Annotated in this window: 20 protein-coding genes and 1 pseudogene; 9 read left to right on the top strand and 12 right to left on the bottom strand. The window is 44.5% G+C overall.

Going from position 1 to position 19,692, the window contains the following annotated elements; translation table 11 throughout:
- Positions 1-41 precede the first annotated feature (41 nt).
- A complete protein-coding gene (locus NDI35_RS22250) occupies positions 42-3,692 on the top strand; it encodes a WD40 domain-containing protein (RefSeq protein WP_445314624.1) in 3,651 nt (1,216 codons plus the stop codon).
- On the top strand, positions 3,689-4,051 hold the full coding sequence (locus NDI35_RS22245; protein WP_445314623.1) for a hypothetical protein: 363 nt from the start codon (positions 3,689-3,691) through the stop codon (positions 4,049-4,051). Before NDI35_RS22250 ends, NDI35_RS22245 begins: the two co-directional genes overlap by 4 nt.
- A gap of 302 nt (positions 4,052-4,353) precedes the next feature.
- On the opposite strand, the gene NDI35_RS22240 is transcribed toward NDI35_RS22245, so the two are convergent.
- From NDI35_RS22240 to NDI35_RS22210, 7 genes are all read right to left on the bottom strand, one after another.
- On the bottom strand, positions 4,354-6,606 hold the full coding sequence (locus NDI35_RS22240; protein ID WP_445314622.1) for a transglycosylase domain-containing protein: 2,253 nt from the start codon (positions 6,604-6,606) through the stop codon (positions 4,354-4,356).
- Positions 6,607-6,943: 337 nt separating this feature from the next.
- Entirely contained in the window at positions 6,944-7,066 is a 123-nt protein-coding gene (locus NDI35_RS22235; protein ID WP_006635506.1) for a photosystem II reaction center protein J, read from the bottom strand.
- A 73-nt stretch (positions 7,067-7,139) separates the two neighbouring features.
- Complete coding sequence (psbL, locus tag NDI35_RS22230) at positions 7,140-7,262, bottom strand: photosystem II reaction center protein PsbL (RefSeq protein WP_015176850.1); 123 nt, start codon at positions 7,260-7,262, stop codon at positions 7,140-7,142.
- Positions 7,263-7,271: 9 nt separating this feature from the next.
- Positions 7,272-7,409 carry a cytochrome b559 subunit beta gene (gene psbF / locus NDI35_RS22225; RefSeq protein WP_006635504.1) on the bottom strand — a complete coding sequence of 46 codons (138 nt, stop codon included), beginning with the start codon at positions 7,407-7,409 and terminating at the stop codon, positions 7,272-7,274.
- A gap of 20 nt (positions 7,410-7,429) precedes the next feature.
- Positions 7,430-7,678 carry a cytochrome b559 subunit alpha gene (psbE, locus tag NDI35_RS22220; RefSeq protein WP_006635503.1) on the bottom strand — a complete coding sequence of 83 codons (249 nt, stop codon included), beginning with the start codon at positions 7,676-7,678 and terminating at the stop codon, positions 7,430-7,432.
- Positions 7,679-7,734: 56 nt separating this feature from the next.
- Positions 7,735-8,748, bottom strand: coding sequence for a photosynthesis system II assembly factor Ycf48 (locus NDI35_RS22215; RefSeq protein ID WP_445314621.1), 1,014 nt, complete (start codon positions 8,746-8,748; stop codon positions 7,735-7,737).
- Positions 8,735-9,070: a rubredoxin gene (locus NDI35_RS22210; RefSeq protein WP_445307490.1), complete on the bottom strand. Its 336-nt coding sequence runs from the start codon at positions 9,068-9,070 to the stop codon at positions 8,735-8,737. The genes NDI35_RS22215 and NDI35_RS22210 overlap by 14 nt, the downstream gene beginning before the upstream one ends.
- Positions 9,071-9,448: 378 nt before the next feature.
- On the opposite strand from NDI35_RS22210, the gene ndhC reads away from it, so the two are divergent.
- The 5 genes from ndhC (at position 9,449) to NDI35_RS22185 (ending at position 14,994) form a co-directional block, all read left to right on the top strand.
- On the top strand, positions 9,449-9,811 hold the full coding sequence (gene ndhC / locus NDI35_RS22205; protein WP_006635500.1) for a photosynthetic/respiratory NAD(P)H-quinone oxidoreductase subunit C: 363 nt from the start codon (positions 9,449-9,451) through the stop codon (positions 9,809-9,811).
- Positions 9,802-10,524: a photosynthetic/respiratory NAD(P)H-quinone oxidoreductase subunit K gene (gene ndhK / locus NDI35_RS22200; RefSeq protein ID WP_333070728.1), complete on the top strand. Its 723-nt coding sequence runs from the start codon at positions 9,802-9,804 to the stop codon at positions 10,522-10,524. Before ndhC ends, ndhK begins: the two co-directional genes overlap by 10 nt.
- Entirely contained in the window at positions 10,517-11,020 is a 504-nt protein-coding gene (locus tag NDI35_RS22195; protein ID WP_172190238.1) for an NAD(P)H-quinone oxidoreductase subunit J, read from the top strand. Before ndhK ends, NDI35_RS22195 begins: the two co-directional genes overlap by 8 nt.
- A gap of 227 nt (positions 11,021-11,247) precedes the next feature.
- Entirely contained in the window at positions 11,248-11,883 is a 636-nt protein-coding gene (locus tag NDI35_RS22190) for a DUF4760 domain-containing protein (RefSeq protein ID WP_445314620.1), read from the top strand.
- Positions 11,884-13,530: 1,647 nt separating this feature from the next.
- The gene (locus NDI35_RS22185) at positions 13,531-14,994 is read left to right on the top strand and encodes an SAM-dependent methyltransferase (protein ID WP_445314619.1); all 1,464 of its coding nucleotides are present in this window, start codon (positions 13,531-13,533) and stop codon (positions 14,992-14,994) included.
- A 102-nt stretch (positions 14,995-15,096) separates the two neighbouring features.
- Here the strand turns inward: NDI35_RS22185 and NDI35_RS22180 are convergent, their stop codons facing one another.
- The 4 genes and pseudogenes from NDI35_RS22180 to folD all read right to left on the bottom strand — a co-directional run bounded on the left by NDI35_RS22180 (position 15,097) and on the right by folD (position 17,626).
- Positions 15,097-15,291, bottom strand: coding sequence for a hypothetical protein (locus NDI35_RS22180; RefSeq protein WP_445314618.1), 195 nt, complete (start codon positions 15,289-15,291; stop codon positions 15,097-15,099).
- A gap of 12 nt (positions 15,292-15,303) precedes the next feature.
- A pseudogene (locus NDI35_RS22175) lies at positions 15,304-15,387 on the bottom strand (hypothetical protein); the annotation flags it as partial.
- Between the two features lie 483 nt (positions 15,388-15,870).
- Entirely contained in the window at positions 15,871-16,671 is an 801-nt protein-coding gene (locus NDI35_RS22170) for a calcium-binding protein (protein WP_445314617.1), read from the bottom strand.
- 76 nt (positions 16,672-16,747) lie between these two features.
- Positions 16,748-17,626 (bottom strand): bifunctional methylenetetrahydrofolate dehydrogenase/methenyltetrahydrofolate cyclohydrolase FolD, encoded by an 879-nt coding sequence (gene folD / locus NDI35_RS22165; RefSeq protein ID WP_445314616.1) that lies wholly within the window; start codon positions 17,624-17,626, stop codon positions 16,748-16,750.
- Between the two features lie 144 nt (positions 17,627-17,770).
- On the opposite strand from folD, the gene NDI35_RS22160 reads away from it, so the two are divergent.
- On the top strand, positions 17,771-18,196 hold the full coding sequence (locus tag NDI35_RS22160; protein ID WP_445314615.1) for a DNA-binding protein: 426 nt from the start codon (positions 17,771-17,773) through the stop codon (positions 18,194-18,196).
- Between the two features lie 300 nt (positions 18,197-18,496).
- Positions 18,497-18,919, top strand: a complete 423-nt coding sequence (locus tag NDI35_RS22155) for an NUDIX hydrolase (protein ID WP_445314614.1) — start codon at positions 18,497-18,499, stop codon at positions 18,917-18,919.
- A gap of 197 nt (positions 18,920-19,116) precedes the next feature.
- Here the strand turns inward: NDI35_RS22155 and NDI35_RS22150 are convergent, their stop codons facing one another.
- Positions 19,117-19,665 (bottom strand): LeuD/DmdB family oxidoreductase small subunit, encoded by a 549-nt coding sequence (locus NDI35_RS22150; protein WP_445314613.1) that lies wholly within the window; start codon positions 19,663-19,665, stop codon positions 19,117-19,119.
- Between the last annotated feature and the right edge of the window lie 27 nt (positions 19,666-19,692).

Raw genomic sequence — 19,692 nt, 5'->3', positions numbered from 1 at the left:
GTAACTTGCTAAAATCTGCATAACTTTCGGGGGAATAGGGTATGTCACGATCGCTCAAAGTTCGCAGTGACTGCATTCAGATCGCCAAATTAGCCCTCAAGCGCAATGGCTTTCCCAGCCAAAGAGCGTTTGCTGAAGAATTAGGAATTGCTTTATCCACTCTCAGCAGGTTCCTCACAGGAAAAACCGTTGATTATGCGACTTTTGTGGAAATTTGTGGAAAATTGGCGCTCGATTGGCGAGATATCTCTGACTTGGGCGATCGGGTTCCATCCCAGTCTGTAGACGTGAAATCCTCCCTCTTGATGGCCAACAGACACCAAGATTGGGGCGAAGCACCCGATGTCTCGGTTTTCTACGGTCGTAGTGACGAATTGACAACTCTAGAACAATGGATTGTGCAGGATAATTGCCGTTTAGTAGTGTTGCTGGGGATGGGAGGGATTGGTAAAACAGCTTTGGCTGCCAAGCTTGCCCAACAACTACAATCAGGATTTGAATTTGTGATTTGGCGAAGTCTCCGCAATGCCCCTCCCGTAGAAGAGATACTGGCAGAACTGATTCAATTTCTCTCGAACCAACAAGAAATAAACTTGCCAACCAACAAAGACGGCAGAATTTTGCGGTCGATCGATTATTTACGCTCCTCGCGCTGTCTGCTAGTTTTGGATAATGCTGAATCGGTTTTGCAAGCAGGCGATGAAGTGCGGCATAGCTTTGCTTCACGCACGGGATGCTTTCGAGAAGGATATGAAGGTTACGGTGAGTTACTCAAATGTGTTGGGGAAACTCACCACAACAGCAGCTTGATACTAACCAGTCGCGAGAAACCACAAGGATTAGCCGCCTTAGAGGGCGAAACACAACCGGTTCGCTGCTTGCAACTGACAGGTTTACCCGAAGTTCAAGGACGAAAAATTTTCTCTGCGAAGGGGTCTTTTACTGGGTCAGAAGATGAATGGACAAGCGTGATTTCACGCTATGGCGGGAATCCCTTAGCTTTAAAGATAGTAGCTTCAGGGGTTACAGATTTTTTTGATAGCAGTATTTCTCGCTTTTTAGAATTTTTAAAGCAAGGTTCGTTTATTTTTGATGATATCCGCGATTTGTTAGAGCGGCAGTTTCAGCGACTGAGCGATATAGAACAAGAGATTATGTACTGGTTAGCCATCAATCGCGAACCAGTGTTGTTAGAGGAATTGCAAGAGGATTTTGTCTACCCGATATTAACTAGCGAACTCCTACAGGCACTAGCCTCTTTGCAACGTCGGTCATTGATTGAAAAAATCGCCGATGGTTTTACACAACAACCTGTCGTTATGGAGTACGTGATTACTCGATTAACTGAGCAGATTTGTGAAGAAATTATTGGGTTAAAGGTTGAATGTTTAAAGGTTGAAAATCCTAATAAACTTGCTAACTTTCAACCCCATCACCTTCAATTCTTTAGAAGTTACGCTCTGGTTAAAGCTCAAGCCAAAGAATATGTAATTGAGACTCAAATCCGCCTCATTCTTCAACCAGTGATTGATGGATTAATTAGGAGTTTTAGCCACTCAAAAACTCTAGAAAATTGTCTAGCTCAAATTCTTGAGATGCTACGAGGGAAACCGCCCCTAAAGACCGGATATGTAAGTGGAAATATTATCAATGTACTTCGCCAATTACAGGTAGAGCTAAACGGTTATGACTTTTCAAATCTAACGGTTTGGCAAGCCAACCTCCAGGGGATAAACTTGTACAATGTCAATTTCGCCAATTCTGACCTGTGTCAATCGGTTTTTTCTGACTTATTGGGTAATGTTACGTCACTAGCACTGACACCAGATGGCAAATGTGCGGCGACGGCCGATCTACACAATAATATTCACCTGTGGGACGTGCAAAAAGGCAAACAACTTTTGACCTTTCAGGGACACACCCACTGGGTAAAATCAGTTGCTTGGAGTCCAGATAGTCAAACCCTAGCGAGTAGTAGTTATGACCACACGGTGAAGCTTTGGGATGTTCGTACTGGCATCTGTCTAAAAACTTATACCGGACATAGTAATATAGTCTACTCAGTCGCCTTCAGTCCGGATGGTCAAATTTTAGCGAGTGGTAGTGCTGATAACACAGTAATTTTGTGGAATGTCACGACTGATAGTTGCGTTAGAACGTTCACCGGACATACGAATGAAATCTATTCAGTCGCCTTTAGTCGGGATGGTCAAATTTTAGCGAGTGCTAGTGCTGACAGCACGGTAAAGTTTTGGGATGTACGCAAAGGCAAGTGCTTTAAGACGTTGTACGGACATACGAATTCGGTCTATGCAGTCGCCTTCAGTCCGGATTGTCAAACCCTAGCGAGTGGCAGTGCTGACTGCACAGTCAGGCTTTGGGATATCCGTGATGGTCAGTGCGTTAAAATTTGCACGGGACATAGCAGTGTAGTCACATCAGTCGCTTTTAGTCCCAATGGTCAAACCGTAGTGAGTGGTAGTTATGACAAAACGGTGAAGTTGTGGGATGTTACCACGGGTAGCTGTGCAAGAACCTTCATCGGACATAGCGATCGCGTAGAGTGCGTTACCTATGCGCGTAGCGCAGGCTACGCCAACAGTCCAGATGGTCAAATAGTAGTGAGTGGTAGTTTTGACCTTACAATTCGGTTTTGGGATTGTCAAACAGGCAAATGTTTCAAAACTCACACCGGATATAACAGTTGTGTATTAGCAGTTCCTTTTAGTCCCTGCGGTAAGCTCTTAGCTAGTGGCAACTCTGACACTACACTGAGGCTGTGGAATGTCAATACTGGCAGTTGCGTGAGAACGTTCACGGGACATACTAAACCAGTCATAGGAGTCGCATTTAGTCCCGATGGTAAAACAATCGCTAGTGGGGGTGCTGACAAAACGCTGAAGTTATGGAATGTCAATACGGGCAAGTGCATAAAAACGTTCGCGGGACATACTGATTGGGTATATGGAGTTGCCTTTAGTCCAGATGGCAAAACTTTAGCCAGTAGCGGTTGGGACCAGAGCATCAGGTTCTGGGATTGTCAAACGGGTCAATGTTTCCGAACTTGTACCGAACCTAGCAATTCCATATTTTTCCTCTCTATGTTTTTCGTCACTTTCAGTCCCAGCAGTAAAACCCTAGCCAGTAGCAGTTTTGACTGTGTAAAACTCTGGGATGTCAGCACTGGCAGTTGCTTAAAAACCTTCACTGGACATACAAATGAAGTACTTTGGGTTGCCTTTAGTCCGGATGGTCAAATCGTAGCTAGTGCTAGTGCCGATCAAACGTTGAAGTTGTGGGATGTCAATACGGGTAACTGCATCAAAACATTGACTGGGCATACCAATTGGGTATGGTCAGTTGCCTTTAGCCCAGACGGAAAAACCTTGGTTAGTGGTAGTTGCGATGGAACGGTGAGGCTATGGGATGTCAGCACTGGAAGATGTATCAGAACTCTCACCGGACATACCCGTGAAATCTACGCAGTCAGTTTTAGTCCGGATGGTCAAACTGTAGCAAGTGGCTGTGCTGATGAAACGGCAAGGCTGTGGGATGTCAATACGGGTGAGTGCCTAAAAATACTGAAACCACCCCGACTCTACGAAGGCATGAATATCACTGGGGTTACAAATTTAACTGAAGCACAGAAAGCGACGCTAAAAGCTCTGGGCGCGATCGCTCATGGGGAATGAGTGGGGGTCGATCGCTCGATTTGAAAGATGCTGCTTCGGGCGGTCAAATTTGGGGCGATTTGTGGCTGTTGCTGGCGGTTCAAGGTTTGCCCGTGCCGATTGTGTTGTGCTATTTGCTGTTTGGTTCGCTACCGGCGGTTGGTGTCTTTCCGCACTTTTGGCTGTTGGGATTGAATGTATTTTTGGTTGCAGTGCGATCGGCTTTGTGTTTGGCGATCGCACCTTCTTACGATACAACTGGGGCATCGGGTAAATGGCTGTTTTGGCTGTCACCTTTAGCCGATCCGTTGGCGTTTTTGCGAATTCTCATTTCTGCTTTAAATCAGCCTACTCAGTGGCGCGGCCGAAAATATGAATAATGATTAAATTTTGGCTATATATTTTAAAAAACGAAAATATGTGCGATCGCTTTGGAAACGAACAACCCAAGCCCTGAAAACATCCTCGCTCAGTTAACCTTAATCAGCGTGCAAATCAATAAGGTATTAATGTCATTGCTCGCAGGGATCGTTAGCTGGCCCGCCCTCTTAGAAAAGCAATCGCAGCATCTGTTTTTCATGGGTTCTGCGTCTAGGATTCTTAGATTGAGTTGACAAGCTGTACCGCATTTAAATTGTATATTTCAATGCCGTATCAAAATTCCTCCAATCCCCGCCTCCACTCAACGCGCCACCTGCCGCATATACTCCCCCCACAACTGAGCAGCATTTGCACTACCTCCGGCAGTCGGAGAATTATCATCATTTCCCAACCAAACTCCTGTCACCAGTTGCTGACTCGGAATATAACCGACAAACCACAAATCTCTATTATCATTAGTCGTGCCTGTTTTTCCAGCTTCTCCCAATCCCAAAGCAGCACTGCTGCCCGTACCTCCGCGCACCACGCCTTGCAGCATATCAGTCATCGTATCCGCTACTCCTTCAGAAACTAACTGCCGATTGGCAACGCCATCTTTTTGATAGTCATAAATCACGCGGCAACTTTTAAAATCATTTCTATCTTTGCAATCGCTGCTGTCAATAATTCGCTTAATTACGTGGGGACGATTTCCCAAACCCCGATTGGCAAAAACCCCGAAAGCACCCGTTAATTGCAACACATTAACTTCACTTTCACCTAATACTAAACCAGGGTTAGAACGCAGTTCAGATGTAATCCCTAAACGTCTGGCCATTTGCACCACATTGTCTAAACCAACATCCTGTGCTATTCTCAAAGCAATTGCATTTTCCGACAATGCTAAGCCGCGATACATATCAGCACTGCCGCTAGTTCTTTCGCAACCACTATAACTTTGTCCGCCCCAGGAAAGGGGGGCGCAAGAATAAGTTTTATCGGCTGAGATTCCCCGTTCTAGGGCGGCTGCATAGGTGAAAATCTTAAATGTAGAACCGGGCTGTCTCAAAGCTTGAGTAGCCCGATTAAACTGACTTTTTAAATAATCTACGCCCCCAACTAAAGCTAAGACTTCTCCGGTTGTACTATTGAGAGTAACCACGGCTCCTTGAGAAAAACCTGCACTAGCTCCCGCATTTTCAACAGCATTTCTGAGGGAACTTTCCGCCAACTTTTGCAGGCCGGGATTCAAACCTGTTTCTACAATAAAATTACCTTCTCTGGCTAACTGTTCCCCCAGCAAAAACTCCAATTCGTCAAATACATAACTGTAGAAATAAGGAGCGATCGTACTTTGGAGGTATTGGCGGGCTTTAGGATTGATCTCAATTCGCGATCGCCTCGCGCGATCGGCTTCTTCCTGAGAAACCGTCCCCAGTGCCCGCATCCGTTCGATTACCCGATCGCGATACTGCACCGCCAACTGATAATTTTGAATCGGATTAAAACTGTTTGGCGCCGGCAAAATGCCTGCCAAAGTTGCCGCCTCTGACAAAGTTAAATCCTTCGCCGACTTCCCAAAATAAAACCGAGCCGCATCCTCAAAACCGTAAAGGTCAATTCCCAAAAACACGCGATTTAAATAAGTCAGCAACAGCTCATCTTTGCTGTAATAATTCTCCAATTTCAAGGCAACTACAGCTTCCCGCAACTTGCGTCCTGCCGAATCTTGAGTTCCCACATAATCTCGAAACAAACTCCTCGCTAACTGCTGCGTCACAGTGCTGCCGCCTTCGCGTATTCCTCCCCCGCGAACATTGGTCAAAAGCGCGCGCAAAACTCCGATCGGATCTACCCCCAAATGCCAATTGTAGCGGCTGTCTTCCGAAGCAAGTACCGCCTTGGATAAATAAGGCGAAAAATCCTGCAATTGCTTTAATTCTAAGTGAGCGTTATTCTGAGGAGGACGCAGGGGAGTTTGCCCGTCGCGCGCGTAAACAATCACGGGGCCATTGATACTTCTCGGCAGAGGCCGCACTTGAAACTTTGTCGATTCCATACCTACCAACACGGCAATCAAAGCGGTGACTCCGCTGACGCCGTAAAAGCTGTAACGCACCAGTTCCAAATACCAAGGCGGCGGATATACGTACTGAATTCTAACAGCGGCGGCTAGTTCCGGCGGCCCTAAAGTGAACACGTCTCCGTGACGCAGGGACATACTTTTAACTCGCCTTTTGCCATTGTAAATGCCGTTTGTGGAGTCTTCATCTTTGATGACAAAAGGAGTCCGTCGCCGAGTATCGCGCGACAGGGATAAGTGCACGTGACTGACAACGGGATTGCGAACTACTATATCTGAAGATTTGGATGATCGACCTAACAAATATCGATCGCCCAACAGCGGATAAACCTCAGCTTTAGCTGCACCCGCATCCTGTACCCACAGTTCGGGTACTTTGGCGTTTGGTTTCAGCGCTAGCTGGTTAAAATTAACCTTGGCAATAGTCTGGACTGCTTGGGTAATTGCACCCAAGACGGTTTGAGGTTTGCGGGGCGGCGGCGGTGGGGTCATATTTCGCTGTGCACTACGATCGAGCGATCGGCTCTTGCACCATTCTACTCGCAACTTTTGGCTAATTTCAGGATCTGCCCCATAGAAGGAGGCGATCGTCGGCTAGTGGCGATCGATTTTGGGGTTATTGGTGAACCTGCTGGGCGAGCAGTTTCTTGAGCAAATCTCCACTCAACCACAAAAAATCCCGCTATCACGAGAGAATTAAAATATCATAAACTTGCCCATAAATCAACAGTTTAGAGCCGATTTCTCCCTAATTTATCAACACAATTCGCATAATTAAAACCCCCCTTTTTCAAGGGGGGTTAAAAGCCGAAAATCAGTTTGATTCTCCTTACATCGAAGAACCCAAACCGGCATAAGCACCGTAGAAGAAAAGGCTCACAATGCTCAGAACACCGAGACCTGCGACAGTAGCTACCAGCCACAAAGGAATTCTGCCACTTTCACTAAACATAGCTATCACCTCACTAATTCACAGCTAAACACATTCGATCGAACTAACTATTGAAAGCAAACTCAAACACCAGTTAATTAAAGAAATAACTGGAAAACAAAATACCCAAAACAAAAATCAGCAACAAACCCAGATACAAAGAAGTCCGGTTTAACTCAACAGGCTGCTCGTTGGGATTAGGAACGCGCTCAGGCATTGTAAACTCCTATCGTTGAATAAATTGCATTGCTGCGATCGCGCCCAAAAAGAAAATTGTTGGGACACCTAAAGTATGAACTGCCAACCAGCGCACCGTAAAAATCGGATACGAAATTGGCTCATTATTTGGGGTTCTGCTCGTCATTTTTCCAAATCCTTGTTAAATTACTTGGCAATGAACTGATCTACTTGTTTCTTAGCTTCAAAGCGATCCGAGATAATCGGCACTTCTTCCCGCTGCGGTGTGAAATACTGGTTAGGGCGAGGAGTTCCGAAAGCATCGTAAGCCAAACCCGTTTGCACAAACAGCCATCCAGCAATAAACAAAGCCGGAATGGTGATGCTGTGAATTACCCAATAACGGATACTTGTAATAATGTCCCCAAACGGACGTTCTCCAGTTGTACCAGCCATTTAGAATCCTCCTTTCAACAACAAATTGACAGACAATCTCTATTACTATTCTACTATCAAGCAGCTTGCGCTGAACCTTGATATTTAAGTAGAGTACCGCTCGCGCCGATCACAAATCCGCGATCGGGCCCCATAAAGACAATCCTGTAAAAATTAGCGGGAACATCTTCTACTTCGCGGTCTTTTAGCCAAGTTTTCCCGCCGTCCAAACTGCACAGCAAATTGCCGCCGCCGCCAGCTACCCAAACTTCATTATCAGTCCGGTAAGCCATGTCCAGCAAACCCCAACTCGCCTTGCGATCGGGAAAAAACGGTTTTCCCCAACCTTCAGGATTGGACGGGTCGCTAAACTGAATCTGACCGCCGCGGGCAAGCATCCACAAACGCCCGTCCTTGGTAAAACCCATATTTTGCAGGCGGCGAGAACTATTGCGGTTGTGAGGTTCCCAAGCTTGTTGTCCGGGTTTCCACACCGAGTAGAAATTGCCCTTCGAGGAAACCGCAACATACTGCCCGTCTTCAGAACGGTTGATATTGCGAACTACCCCAAAAGAATCCTGCACGACAGCTTTCCAATTTTTGCCACCGTCGGAAGTCCGGTAAATCGCCCCGACATCAGTCGTCATCTCGGCGGAATTCGGGCCCAAAGCTGCGATCGTACTCGGAGAACCAGGCAACTGACTGCTTAAAGCAATCCGCGTCCAAGACTTGCCCTCATCGTTCGTGTGGAGCAAAACTGAAGGCTGGCCGACAATCCAGCCTTCGGAACCCGAAAAACTCACCGACGCAAAACGCGACCTAGGATCATCGATATCCAGTGCTATAGGCTTCCAGCTAGTGCCACCGTCAAGGGTTTCGAGCAGAGTCGCCTCAGAACCCACAACCCAGCCGTGCTGAGGATTGCCCGTAAAGGCAATATCCTGCAAATTAGCTTCCGTCGGCAAGGAAATAACTTGCCAGGGGTTGTAACTCACAGAACCTATGGTGCTGCAACTCGTACAGATGAGGGCAGCGGCCAATAACATTACAATTCGTTGCCAAAATCTCACAATCGTTTTACTGCAAACCATACATACTAAGTAACAACAAGAAACCAACGACCAAGCCGCCAAAAATCAGCAAACTTTTCTGACCTTCGGTCATGCCGTTGACACCGACACCGTAGCGCTGATTTGCCTTAAATCCCGATACCCCTTCCATCTGACCGAGATTTTGAAACACCGATTTGCGTGCCCCGCAAACGGGACAGACCCAAGTTTGGGGCAAATCTTCAAAAGCCGTGCCCGGGGCAATGTCATTTTTAGGATTCCCCTTTTTCGGATCGTAGACGTAGCCGCAGGCGCGGCACTCGTGCCGATCGAGGGTCTTACTCTCAGTGGCTCGATCGCTCATAAATCCAAAATCATGGGTCAGCTAATCTTAAAATATACAGTGAAGTACCTCAACTAAACTTCGTTATAGGTGGGGCTTCCAACTAAAACTCATATTAGGACGGTCTTATTCGTCTTCGAGGTTTCCCGTCTCAACCGCCGATGCCACGTTAGGGACACCACAAGGGTGTTCGACACTTAAGTCGATGATGGTCTTACTTAGCGTCCACAGGCAGCCGCCCGTCTTCCACAGGCAGTTACAATATTAGAATATACATTAAAAATTATTGCAGAAGATGGACGATTAATCTCAACCAACCCGTAATTTTAGCTACCCAAAATCTATATAATGTAACAGACAAGTTACAGAACCCTTTCACCTAGGCAGTAATTATTCACCGTGTTTGCACTCAGCGGCTACGAGTATTTCTTAGGCTTCCTGTTAATTTCCAGCCTAGTCCCTATCCTCGCCCTCACGGCGTCTAAGGTACTGCGCCCGAAAAGTCGTCCCTACGACCGACGCACTACCTACGAATCCGGCGTCGAGCCGATCGGCGGAGCCTGGATTCAGTTCAACATCCGATATTATATGTTCGCCCTGGTCTTCGTCATCTTCGACGTAGAGACGGTCTTCCTCTATCCTTGGGCGGTTGCTTTCAACCAGCTAGGGCTGTTGGCTTTCATCGAAGCCTTGTTTTTTATCACGATCCTCGTTATTGCTCTTGTCTATGCATGGCGCAAAGGAGCCTTGGAATGGTCTTAAGTTCTGACAAATCACAAAAAGCGCTGATCAACCCAGTCGAGCGCCCCGAAGTCACATCGCAACTCTCAGAGAACGTCATCCTGACAACAGTGGATGACCTCTACAATTGGGCGAGACTTTCGAGCCTGTGGCCGCTGCTTTTCGGCACGGCCTGCTGCTTCATTGAATTTGCAGCTTTGATCGGATCGCGCTTTGACTTCGACAGATTCGGCTTAGTACCGCGATCGAGCCCCCGGCAAGCCGACCTGATCATCACCGCCGGCACAATTACCATGAAGTACGCCCCCATCTTGGTGCGGCTGTACGAACAAATGCCGGAACCCAAATACGTCATCGCGATGGGCGCTTGCACCATCACCGGCGGAATGTTCAGCATGGACTCCACCACAGCAGTCAGAGGCGTTGACAAACTGATTCCTGTAGACGTGTACATCCCCGGCTGTCCCCCCCGTCCAGAAGCGATTATTGACGCTATTATCAAACTGCGGAAAAAAATCGCCAACAATTCCATGCAAGAACGGGCCAATTTGCTGCCAACCCACCGCTACTACACCAGACCCCACAAAATGAAAGTAGTAGACGACATTTTGGACGGCAAATACTTGTCAGTTCCAGGCCGGATCGCGCCGCCGAAGGAATTGACAGAAGCAATGGGAATGCCAGTACCGCCGGCCCTGCTTGCAGGACAAAAACAGGAGGTAAACCGTGGCTGAGACAGAATCTGCAATTGTTGAAGCCGGGAAGGTTTCCCAGTGGTTGACTCAGAATGGGTTTGAACACGAAGCTTTAGCGGCCGATAATTTGGGCGTGGAGATATTAAAGGTCGATCGAGAATTCTTAATTCCGATGTCAACAGCACTGTATGCCTACGGGTTTAATTATATGCAGTGCCAGTGCGCCTACGACCAAGGGCCGGGACAAGATTTAGTCAGCGTCTACCACTTGGTCAAACTGACAGATAATGCTTCCAAGCCTGAAGAAGTCCGCGTCAAAGTATTCGTACCCCGCGAAGATCCCAGAGTGCCATCAGTCTACTGGATTTGGAAAGCAGCCGACTTTCAAGAGCGCGAATCCTACGATATGTACGGCATAGTCTATGAAGGACATCCGAATCTGAAACGGATTTTGATGAACGAAGATTGGGTAGGCTGGCCGCTGCGGAAAGATTACATTTCCCCTGATTTCTACGAATTGCAAGACGCTTATTAAGGAAATTTTGAGTTTTTAGCTCAAAATACAGTTGGTCGTTTTGCACCCACTTCTTTGAGGAGTGGGTGCAATTTTTTTGCTCCTTTCTGGAAAACCCTCGATTGCACGGTATTTCTGAAAAGGCACTCGCCCAAGACAAAACTATTTTAAATTGATGCCGGAAAACCCTGAGTAGATTTGTAAAAATGATTAATATTTGAGAGTCATTGAACACTAAGGAGTTAAAAATGCTAACCAAACCGACAACTCCACTCAGTAAAAGAGAACCCGACGGATTCCTCAAAATCAGTCTAAATCTCACAATGGGAATTGGAATTACTACCTTTATTGCAGCCTTAACTTTAATCGCTGTTCATTTTCATGACTCACAATCAAAATACCGAGACACTTTAAATTTTGCGGTAACTACATTAGCTACTGCCGCAGGAATATCTAGTGCCGTATATGCTTTGCGGGGAATCGAAATCAATTTAGAGGACAAAAAAATCGATCGAACCTTACGTTACATACAAATATGGAACGATCCTAGCTATTTTAGTGTTCGACAAATTGCAGCAAAAATTCATAAAGATCTCAAACCGCTAGCTAATGATGATACCAAAAGTAATGAGTACATGAATCAGATATATGCAGATGCAGAGAAAAAGCAGGAAATAGTCAATATTCTTAATTTTTTAGAAGAAATGTCTATGTGTGTCCATTTCGGTCTCGTTGACGAAAAATCTTTGAAAGAGTTTTATAGATATATAGTTTGTACTTATTACGATACCTTCACGCTCTTTATTCACCGATCTCGAAAAGAAAGAAATAACCCGAAGCTTTACATCCACTTAACAGAGCTATCTGAGCAATGGGAAGATTAATTACCAGACTTTTTATTGTTGGTAAAAGGTTGTACCTAGCGGATTCAGGATCGAACTCACTCAAACGAAGAAAACAATCGGGAAATATTTCCGGATTGTTTCTCGACAAATAGAATAGTCAATTAAATGAAGTGTAAACTGAGCCATAAAAGGTGCATCCGTCTCCTGGAAGGTCTTTACTACTCTGGAGACAAGGACATAGTTGTGCTTTTTGTGTAATAAAAGGAGAAATGATGAAACGATTTACTTGTTACTCAATCGACTTACTTTTTGAAGGTGATACAGGCTTCTAAAACCTGTTGGCTTTTGTCTGTCATTAATGATTATTAGTGTAGCAGATGCGATAGAAAGTCACCTATCTTTAAAATCGCATCCAACCGTGACACTTGTCACGAAAGCTAACATTTTCATACTCGACAGAACCGCTAATTTTTGCAGAGAGTGAGGGGCAACTCACTTTCTGCACTTGACTGTTACCTAATTCCCTAGAACTCATCAACCTAATTTCCATCTAGAGAGTTAGGTTGATGAGTATCTCTATATTTCTCCACCCTCACATATCCAAGTTTATAGATCTCCCTCAAAATATGAAGGCGCTCCCATTTGTTGATTCTCAGCATTACTTAACAGGGAAATCAAGGAAACCGATGCCACTCGATCGTTATCTTTCTTGTTAAAGTTCTTCATTTTCTGCTTTCTCCAGAGTGTAGATGAGAAAATCGGTGTTGCTGATTTACGGTATGAATCAACTTTTCGCTTGATGTTACAAAACTCACCCGACTTGTCTTATAGCAATTGGGAAATCTGAATTCCTACCTGTATTCAGCAACGCCAGAAAATCTAGCTTGAGAATGGGGGAAACACTTTTATCCCAATACCTTTGGGTTGGGAAATCATCTAAGCCTTTGAATACTCTGAGAGTTAGCCACACCAGAATAATTCCAGGTAAACTCAATCTGCCAAACACCAAACATAGATTGGTGCAACACCCTAAGACTTATTATTTTTTCCTAATTCAGCTAAGTTATAATGCCTGATAAACTAACTCAAACATGGAGAAGTCCCGATTTACTTTGCGACAAATCATAGACTGAACTCTATTTTTAAGAGTTTAGGCAATCATACTGGCTTAAAAAAATAATACACCAAAGAGCTTCTCTCTGTCAACTTTTTCGTTAACGAGTTCTAGAGAGGTGTTCGGATTATACAAGACTGAGCGCATTGAGCTATCAGCCTATGAGTTGTCGCACCTACAAAGATAAAGCAAGTAGCAATAAAAGTCAAGCTTGTCGATGATATATGACATGAATTTTAATGATCTTTATCTCCAATCCTTAGTGATATCGATCACTGGAAGAGCCGATTAAAATCCTTTCCGGTATCTACAATAAACCGTGTACCGATAATTAACATCAGTTATCTTACTGAAAAAAACCAACTCGATATTTCAGAACCGGATTAACTCTACTATTTAACTGGTTCCCACGCACAGCCGGGGAACCGATGTCTAGAGGCTTTGCCTCACTTGCTTGGGAACATTGGAGGTAGAGTCTCCGGATCTGCGTTACCAGGCTTCAGCCTGGTAACAAGTAGAATTGAGCGTGCCGGACAACAAGACGGCGTTATCGCAGTTTATAAATCTAACCGATGAGTTCCAACGATCGCAAAACCAAACTAGAATACGGGGATTTTCAGACACCGCTGGAATTAGCCGAGATGGTGTGTCGGAAATTGATAGAACTTGATGTTAACCCCAAAGTCATCATTGAGCCAACTTGCGGGATAGGTAATTTCATTAAAGCTGCTGCAAATTCGTTTCCATCCGCCAGCAAGATTATCGGCGTTGAAATCAATCAAAGTTATTTAATAGAATTAAGAGCTAAGCATGAATTGTTACAGGATGAAAGATGTGAGGTTAAGCACGGAGATTTTTTTGAGTTTGACTGGACATCATTAATCAACCAATTTAATCATAGGGTGCTGGTACTTTGCAACTTTCCTTGGGTAACAAACTCACAACAAGGAACCATTGGCAGTGAAAACTTGCCGAAAAAAAGTAATTTTCAAAAGCACCCTGGCTTAGACGCACTAACAGGTAAAAGTAACTTCGATATCTCAGAATGGATGCTGATCCATGCGATACAATGGTTGCAAAATCGTGACGCCACTCTGGCAATGCTTTGCAAGACTTCCGTGGCCAGAAAGTTATTGAGTTACATTCATTCAAAAAAACTTAATCTCGCTAGCTGTGCAATTTACAAAATAGATGCTAAAAAATATTTTGATGCAAATGTTGATGCCTGTCTGTTATTCTGCAAGTTTGACTTAAGTTCACAAAACTACTTCTGCGATGTATTTAGCAGTTTAGAAAGTTCGGATGGTCATCGAATTGGATATCACAACAATCTCCTGGTTAAAGATATAGATTCTTTCAATAAATTGAGTAATTTATATGCTGTAAATTCAGGAACGAAATGGCGATCGGGTGTAAAGCACGACTGTTCTGGCGTTATGGAGTTTCGGAAAATTGATAATTTGTTTGTCAATGGATTTGGGGAAGCTGTCGATATTGAGGAAACTTATCTATTTCCGCTATTTAAAGGATCTGATGTTGCTCAAAATCGCATTAATGCTACCGATCGATATATCCTAGTTACTCAAAAATTCATCGGTGAATCAACCGAAAATATCAAAACTATAGCTCCTAAAACCGGACGTTATCTAGAGAAGTGCGGGCAATATCTAGATAATCGCAAAAGCAAAATTTATCAAAATAACCCTCGATTTTCGATTTTTGGAGTAGGTGATTATAGCTTCCAGCCTTGGAAAATTGCGATTTGCGGGCTTTATAAAAAATTGGAGTTTAGGTTGATCGGTGAAATAGCTAATAAACCTGCAATCTTCGATGATACTGTTTACTTTCTCAGCTTTGACAGCGAGAGAGTTGCACGTCAAACTTTTGAGCTTTTGAATTCACCGGTGGCAATTAACTTTTATTCAGCGATCGTATTTTGGGATGAAAAGCGCCCGATTAAATCCAGCATTTTAAATTGTCTGAATCTAGCCATGCTGGCAGATTCGGAATTTGTAACCGCAGATGCACACAGATAAACGCAGATAGATAAGCTGTTAAGCATTTAAACTGGTATGAGCCAAACACCCAACGCTTACACCTGAACCTTGACAGTAAATTGAAATAAATGATTTAAATTCTCAACAGCTTATTACTAATCGGCACAGTCGATCAATATCAACCTTCATCACACTTTTAGCTGCTGCCATAACCATTAATTCAACTTGTTGCGTTATTAATTTATTATTTCTGCCAACCTTATTGAGGTCACTATTAATAACTTTTTCCGTAATACTTTGGGCGTACCTTTGAGTGAATTTTTTGCGAATTTCCACAAAATCCAAGATTTAGGTAAAAGGTTTTTTACAGCCTTCACACTTAAACTGTCGGCTATTTACTTTGAGAATTACTTCTGTGTTAGTGATTGGTAAGTCTCTAACTAGATACGTTGTATTTTAATGAATACCGTGGCTTGTGTGTCCGCATCGTGGGCAAACTGGTGTTTTATTTTTGACGATAATAGATAAAATAATTGTTTCTTTTGTCTAAGCTATCCTCTACTATTACACCAGGTAGATTCAGTATTTTTGTCATTAATCTTTTCACATTTAACTTAAATGCTGGCTGTCTTCATAACATTTTAGGATACTAAGTACGCAAAAACCATAAAGCTTAACTATTTTCTCACGCAACTCGCTCGAAGAAGGTTTCAAGGTTTCATTTTTTTCGCTTATGTACTAAATATAGCAATCCTAAATCATTTGTGAATTTCTTACTCCCTCCCCGCGAGATCGGGGAGGGTTGGGGTGGGGTAAAAAAATTACGACTCATGTAGGATTGCTATAGAGTTTATCCTATATACATGGAATCTGCTGTATAATAAGTTTCTCACTCCAGGAGTGATTGTCCTCAATTTAGAAACCCTGAACGGAAACAATCCTGCTTTGAAGTTGATTTGGGGTTACATCGTCTACAAAACCTAAAATCGCGTTAGAATTCCTGACTCTGATTAGAGTTCCTGAATAAACTCCGCTAATTCCACCTCTGAGTTGAGTTCCTGAAGCAGATCCGCTAAATGCGTCTGCCGGACCTGGAGGAAGTAATGGTTGTAAAGCTTGCGGCAGATCGAAAGTATATGTTAATGCCACATTCTGTACCCGCTCCAACACTATATCATTGACCGTTAAGTCACTCGCTAATCCAATGCGCTCCAAATCAGGATCAAAACTTTCGATTATATCACTAGAATTGATATCTGTAGTGGCAGAATCTATTCCCAGAACGCATAAATTATTCCCCAACCCACACTCTAAGAAGTCTCTGCCCAAGCCGCCAACTAGAGTATTATTTCCCTCTCCGCCGGATAATAAATCATTGCCTCTCCCCGCAAATAAAATATCATCGCCAGCCTCTCCAAGAAGAAAATCAGCATCTAGACCACCACTGAGGGAGTTATTCCCCTCCTGTCCAAACAAAGCATCTCTTCCCTTTCCCCCAAATAAAGAATCGTTGCCTGCAAAACCTGTGAGAATATCTTCCCCTTCATTTCCCAGGATTAACTCGCTAGCCCCTGAGCCATTTACTGTATCGTCGCCATCGAGCGCCCAAGCTCCTAAAGGAAAATTTGTTAGCTCTCCAGGAAAAAGTTGAATCAATTCCGAGGTGTTGTCGCCAATTAAACGCAATGTCCCTGACGCATCCGGTTTTAAAGCCATAGCTAAAATGTTTGTGTGTCCGTAGATTACTTACCCTACTAATTGAGCCAATACTGGCTCACAAGTGGGTCATAATTCAATTAGAACCGTATTCAATATAACTCGAAACGGTATTTTCCAAAAGCATAGCAACAGTCATCGGCCCGATGCCTCCCGGCACCGGCGTGATAAATTCGGCTACTGTTTTAACAGCATCAAAGTTCACATCTCCGGCCAAACGGCTCGTACCGTCTGGATTGACAACGCGGTTAATACCGACATCAATTACTACTGCCCCAGGTTTGACCATATTAGCTGTAATCATTTCTGTGCGGCCGACTGCGGCTATTAAAATATCGGCTTGATTGGTAATAGATTCTAAGTTTTGCGATCGCGAATGAGCTACAGTAACAGTGCAGTCGGCTTCTAATAGCATCAGCGCCATCGGTTTACCCACCAAAATACTCCGTCCCAAAACTACAGCATTTTTTCCTTTCAAATCAATCTGGTATTCTTGCAATAACCGCATCACTCCGGCGGGAGTACAACTCCGCAAACCTTGCTCCCCGCGCACGAGACGGCCTAAATTTACAGGGTGAAGTCCGTCAGCATCCTTGTCGGGGGCAATTTGGTACAGCAGCGAAATTGCGTCTAAGTGATCTGGTAGCGGTAATTGAACTAAAATGCCATCTACTCGATCGTCCTCGTTGAGTGCACGAATTGCAAGTTCTAGTTCGGCTTGAGTAGCGTTTGCGGGGTAATGCTTGCCGAAGGAAGCTATACCAACTTTAGCGCAGGCTCGCTCTTTGTTGCGGACATAGGCTGCGCTAGCTGGGTTGTCGCCCACCATCAGCACCGCAAGTCCCGGAGGACGACCTTTTTGGGGTTGTAGGGCGCGGACTCGATCGCTCAGCTCGGTTTGAATCTTTTGGGCTAAAGCTTTACCATCTAGTATTTGAGCAGTTTTGGCATCCATTGTAGACTCGGGGTTAGGGGCTGACGATTTTAGATTTTAGCTTAATCCCCGCCAAGGACTACACTAGAGAAATTTCTTACTTGCGATCGATTCTGGGGATTCTGTTAAAGTAAGTCGTATCTCACATCTCAAATCAGTTGACCAATGACTACTGCAATTAAGCAAGTTTGGGTTCAAAGATTCTGCACTAGCTCTTTGTCGCTAATCCTCGCCAGCGGTTTTTTCAGTTGCGGCAATTTACCCATGTCTCAACTTAATCTTGGTTTTAATGTTGCTAGCATTGGCGACGTTCAACAAAAGCGGCAAGTGGATGCTGAAGTTTATCTTCGGGGAAAGGTAGAAAATCGCGCTCCGTTTGTAGGGAAGGCGGCTTATCAACTTGAGGATGGTACTGGCAGTATTTGGATTTTAACCAAGCAAGATTTGCCCCAGCTTGGCGATGAGGTGTTACTCAAGGGAGAAGTCCGTTACAAGAGTATTACTCTGAAGGAATTGGCTGGAAAAGATTTAGGTGAAGTTTATGTTGAGGAAATGGAACAATTAAAGCGCACTCCAGCGGCAAATAAATAAAAATATGAAGATACTAATTTCGTTCAATAATTAAGTACCTCAATTTCATAAAAATCAAAGGTTTGTAGTGGCGCCCAAACGCTGTGGGTAGGTTTATTTATGCTGAAAGTCGCTCGACTATAATAGCTTCGTCGGAGCGAGTTTATCAGCTCTTTTGTTTATATTACAGATTACGGTTAACCTGCCCCTATACCAACTTCTTCCGTATCTCCTAAATAACTTATTCCCTCTTCCTTCTCTCCTCAATATCCCTCTGTTAAATCCGTTAATCCCGTACATGGCTCGTTGTAGAACTTTCTTATGACTAAAATTCACGTTGCGATCGCAATTTTGTACCAAGACGGCAAGTTTCTCTGTCAGTTGCGGGACGATATTCCTCATATCAGGTATCCCGGACAATGGGCTTTGTTTGGCGGACACTTGGAACCGGGGGAAACGCCGGAAGTTGCTGTAGTGCGGGAATTATCAGAGGAAATTGGCTATGCTCCTGCAAGTGTTTCTTTTTTCTGTTGTGATGTCGAAAAAGATGTCGTTCGCCACGTTTTTCATGCACCACTTAGTGCGGATGTCAAGGATTTAGTTTTGCTTGAGGGGTGGGATATGAAGTTGTTGACACCGGAGCAGATTCGGGCGGGAAAATGCTTTTCTGAGCAGTCAGGAGATGTGCGACCTTTTGGCATTGCTCACCAGCGTATTTTATTGAATTTTATTGAGTCGATTTGAAAAAATTTCTCCGCACCCTAGATGGGAGCGGTTTGAGCTACGAGATAAGCTGAGGCGCATCTAAATTTGACAATCAAATTCGAGGAAATTCTTTTGGGGTGGGCGTCCCGCCCGCCCCAAAATACAATTTAGATGCGTAACAGCTTATTCGTAAGGTGCGCCCGGTGGTACACCCTACATTACAGGGGTTTTAAAAGTTAAGAGCGAGCCGCAATCATTCCCGTTTGGCGCGCGTAGTCAAACAGCCCTCCGGCATCTATTACAGGCCCTACTTCTCCTAAAGGTTTGAGCGAGAAAGTTCGATCGAGAGTGTGGTTGACAATTACCTCTGCTGTAAAATCGATCGTCGCTTCTTGACCGGTTACAAACAAGTCGCAGAGCCGATCGACTGATTCGATTGGGTACAATTCGCCAGTAGCCGAGCAATTGCGAAAGAAAATGCGGGCGTAAGACAAAGCCACCACTGCTGTGACACCGGCGGCCCCCAGAGCTATCGGAGCGTGCTCCCGCGAAGAACCGCAGCCAAAATTTTCGCCAGCTATGATAATCGGATACCGGGTTTTCTGTTCACCGGATTCGATAAACTTACCGTAGCGATCGGGCAAGCCAATCATAGCGTAACTGCCTAGTTTCTCGTACTCATCCGGCTTCGAGGGAACCAGGGTCAGGTATTCGGCCGGGATAATTTGATCTGTATCAATGTTGTCGTCTACAACAAAAATTTGACCGCTAATTACTTTACCCATAGTTTATTTCCTGTTAGCCTCGCTCGA

Source organism: Microcoleus vaginatus FACHB-2002 (assembly GCF_040004035.1).
Lineage (GTDB): Bacteria > Cyanobacteriota > Cyanobacteriia > Cyanobacteriales > Microcoleaceae > Microcoleus > Microcoleus vaginatus_C.
Note: the sequence above shows the minus strand (reverse complement) of the source record. Positions and strands in the feature narration are given on the sequence as shown.

What these genes read in the sequence shown, in the direction of transcription:
- NDI35_RS22250 (WP_445314624.1), top strand. Translation starts at nt 42, where the DNA reads ATGTCACGATCGCTCAAAGTTCGCAGTGACTGCATTCAGATCGCCAAA.
- NDI35_RS22245 (WP_445314623.1), top strand. Translation starts at nt 3,689, where the DNA reads ATGAGTGGGGGTCGATCGCTCGATTTGAAAGATGCTGCTTCGGGCGGT.
- NDI35_RS22240 (WP_445314622.1), bottom strand. Translation starts at nt 6,606, where the DNA reads ATGACCCCACCGCCGCCGCCCCGCAAACCTCAAACCGTCTTGGGTGCA.
- NDI35_RS22235 (WP_006635506.1), bottom strand. Translation starts at nt 7,066, where the DNA reads ATGTTTAGTGAAAGTGGCAGAATTCCTTTGTGGCTGGTAGCTACTGTC.
- psbL (WP_015176850.1), bottom strand. Translation starts at nt 7,262, where the DNA reads ATGCCTGAGCGCGTTCCTAATCCCAACGAGCAGCCTGTTGAGTTAAAC.
- psbF (WP_006635504.1), bottom strand. Translation starts at nt 7,409, where the DNA reads ATGACGAGCAGAACCCCAAATAATGAGCCAATTTCGTATCCGATTTTT.
- psbE (WP_006635503.1), bottom strand. Translation starts at nt 7,678, where the DNA reads ATGGCTGGTACAACTGGAGAACGTCCGTTTGGGGACATTATTACAAGT.
- NDI35_RS22215 (WP_445314621.1), bottom strand. Translation starts at nt 8,748, where the DNA reads ATGGTTTGCAGTAAAACGATTGTGAGATTTTGGCAACGAATTGTAATG.
- NDI35_RS22210 (WP_445307490.1), bottom strand. Translation starts at nt 9,070, where the DNA reads ATGAGCGATCGAGCCACTGAGAGTAAGACCCTCGATCGGCACGAGTGC.
- ndhK (WP_333070728.1), top strand. Translation starts at nt 9,802, where the DNA reads ATGGTCTTAAGTTCTGACAAATCACAAAAAGCGCTGATCAACCCAGTC.
- NDI35_RS22190 (WP_445314620.1), top strand. Translation starts at nt 11,248, where the DNA reads ATGCTAACCAAACCGACAACTCCACTCAGTAAAAGAGAACCCGACGGA.
- NDI35_RS22185 (WP_445314619.1), top strand. Translation starts at nt 13,531, where the DNA reads ATGAGTTCCAACGATCGCAAAACCAAACTAGAATACGGGGATTTTCAG.
- NDI35_RS22170 (WP_445314617.1), bottom strand. Translation starts at nt 16,671, where the DNA reads ATGGCTTTAAAACCGGATGCGTCAGGGACATTGCGTTTAATTGGCGAC.
- folD (WP_445314616.1), bottom strand. Translation starts at nt 17,626, where the DNA reads ATGGATGCCAAAACTGCTCAAATACTAGATGGTAAAGCTTTAGCCCAA.
- NDI35_RS22160 (WP_445314615.1), top strand. Translation starts at nt 17,771, where the DNA reads ATGACTACTGCAATTAAGCAAGTTTGGGTTCAAAGATTCTGCACTAGC.
- NDI35_RS22155 (WP_445314614.1), top strand. Translation starts at nt 18,497, where the DNA reads ATGACTAAAATTCACGTTGCGATCGCAATTTTGTACCAAGACGGCAAG.
- NDI35_RS22150 (WP_445314613.1), bottom strand. Translation starts at nt 19,665, where the DNA reads ATGGGTAAAGTAATTAGCGGTCAAATTTTTGTTGTAGACGACAACATT.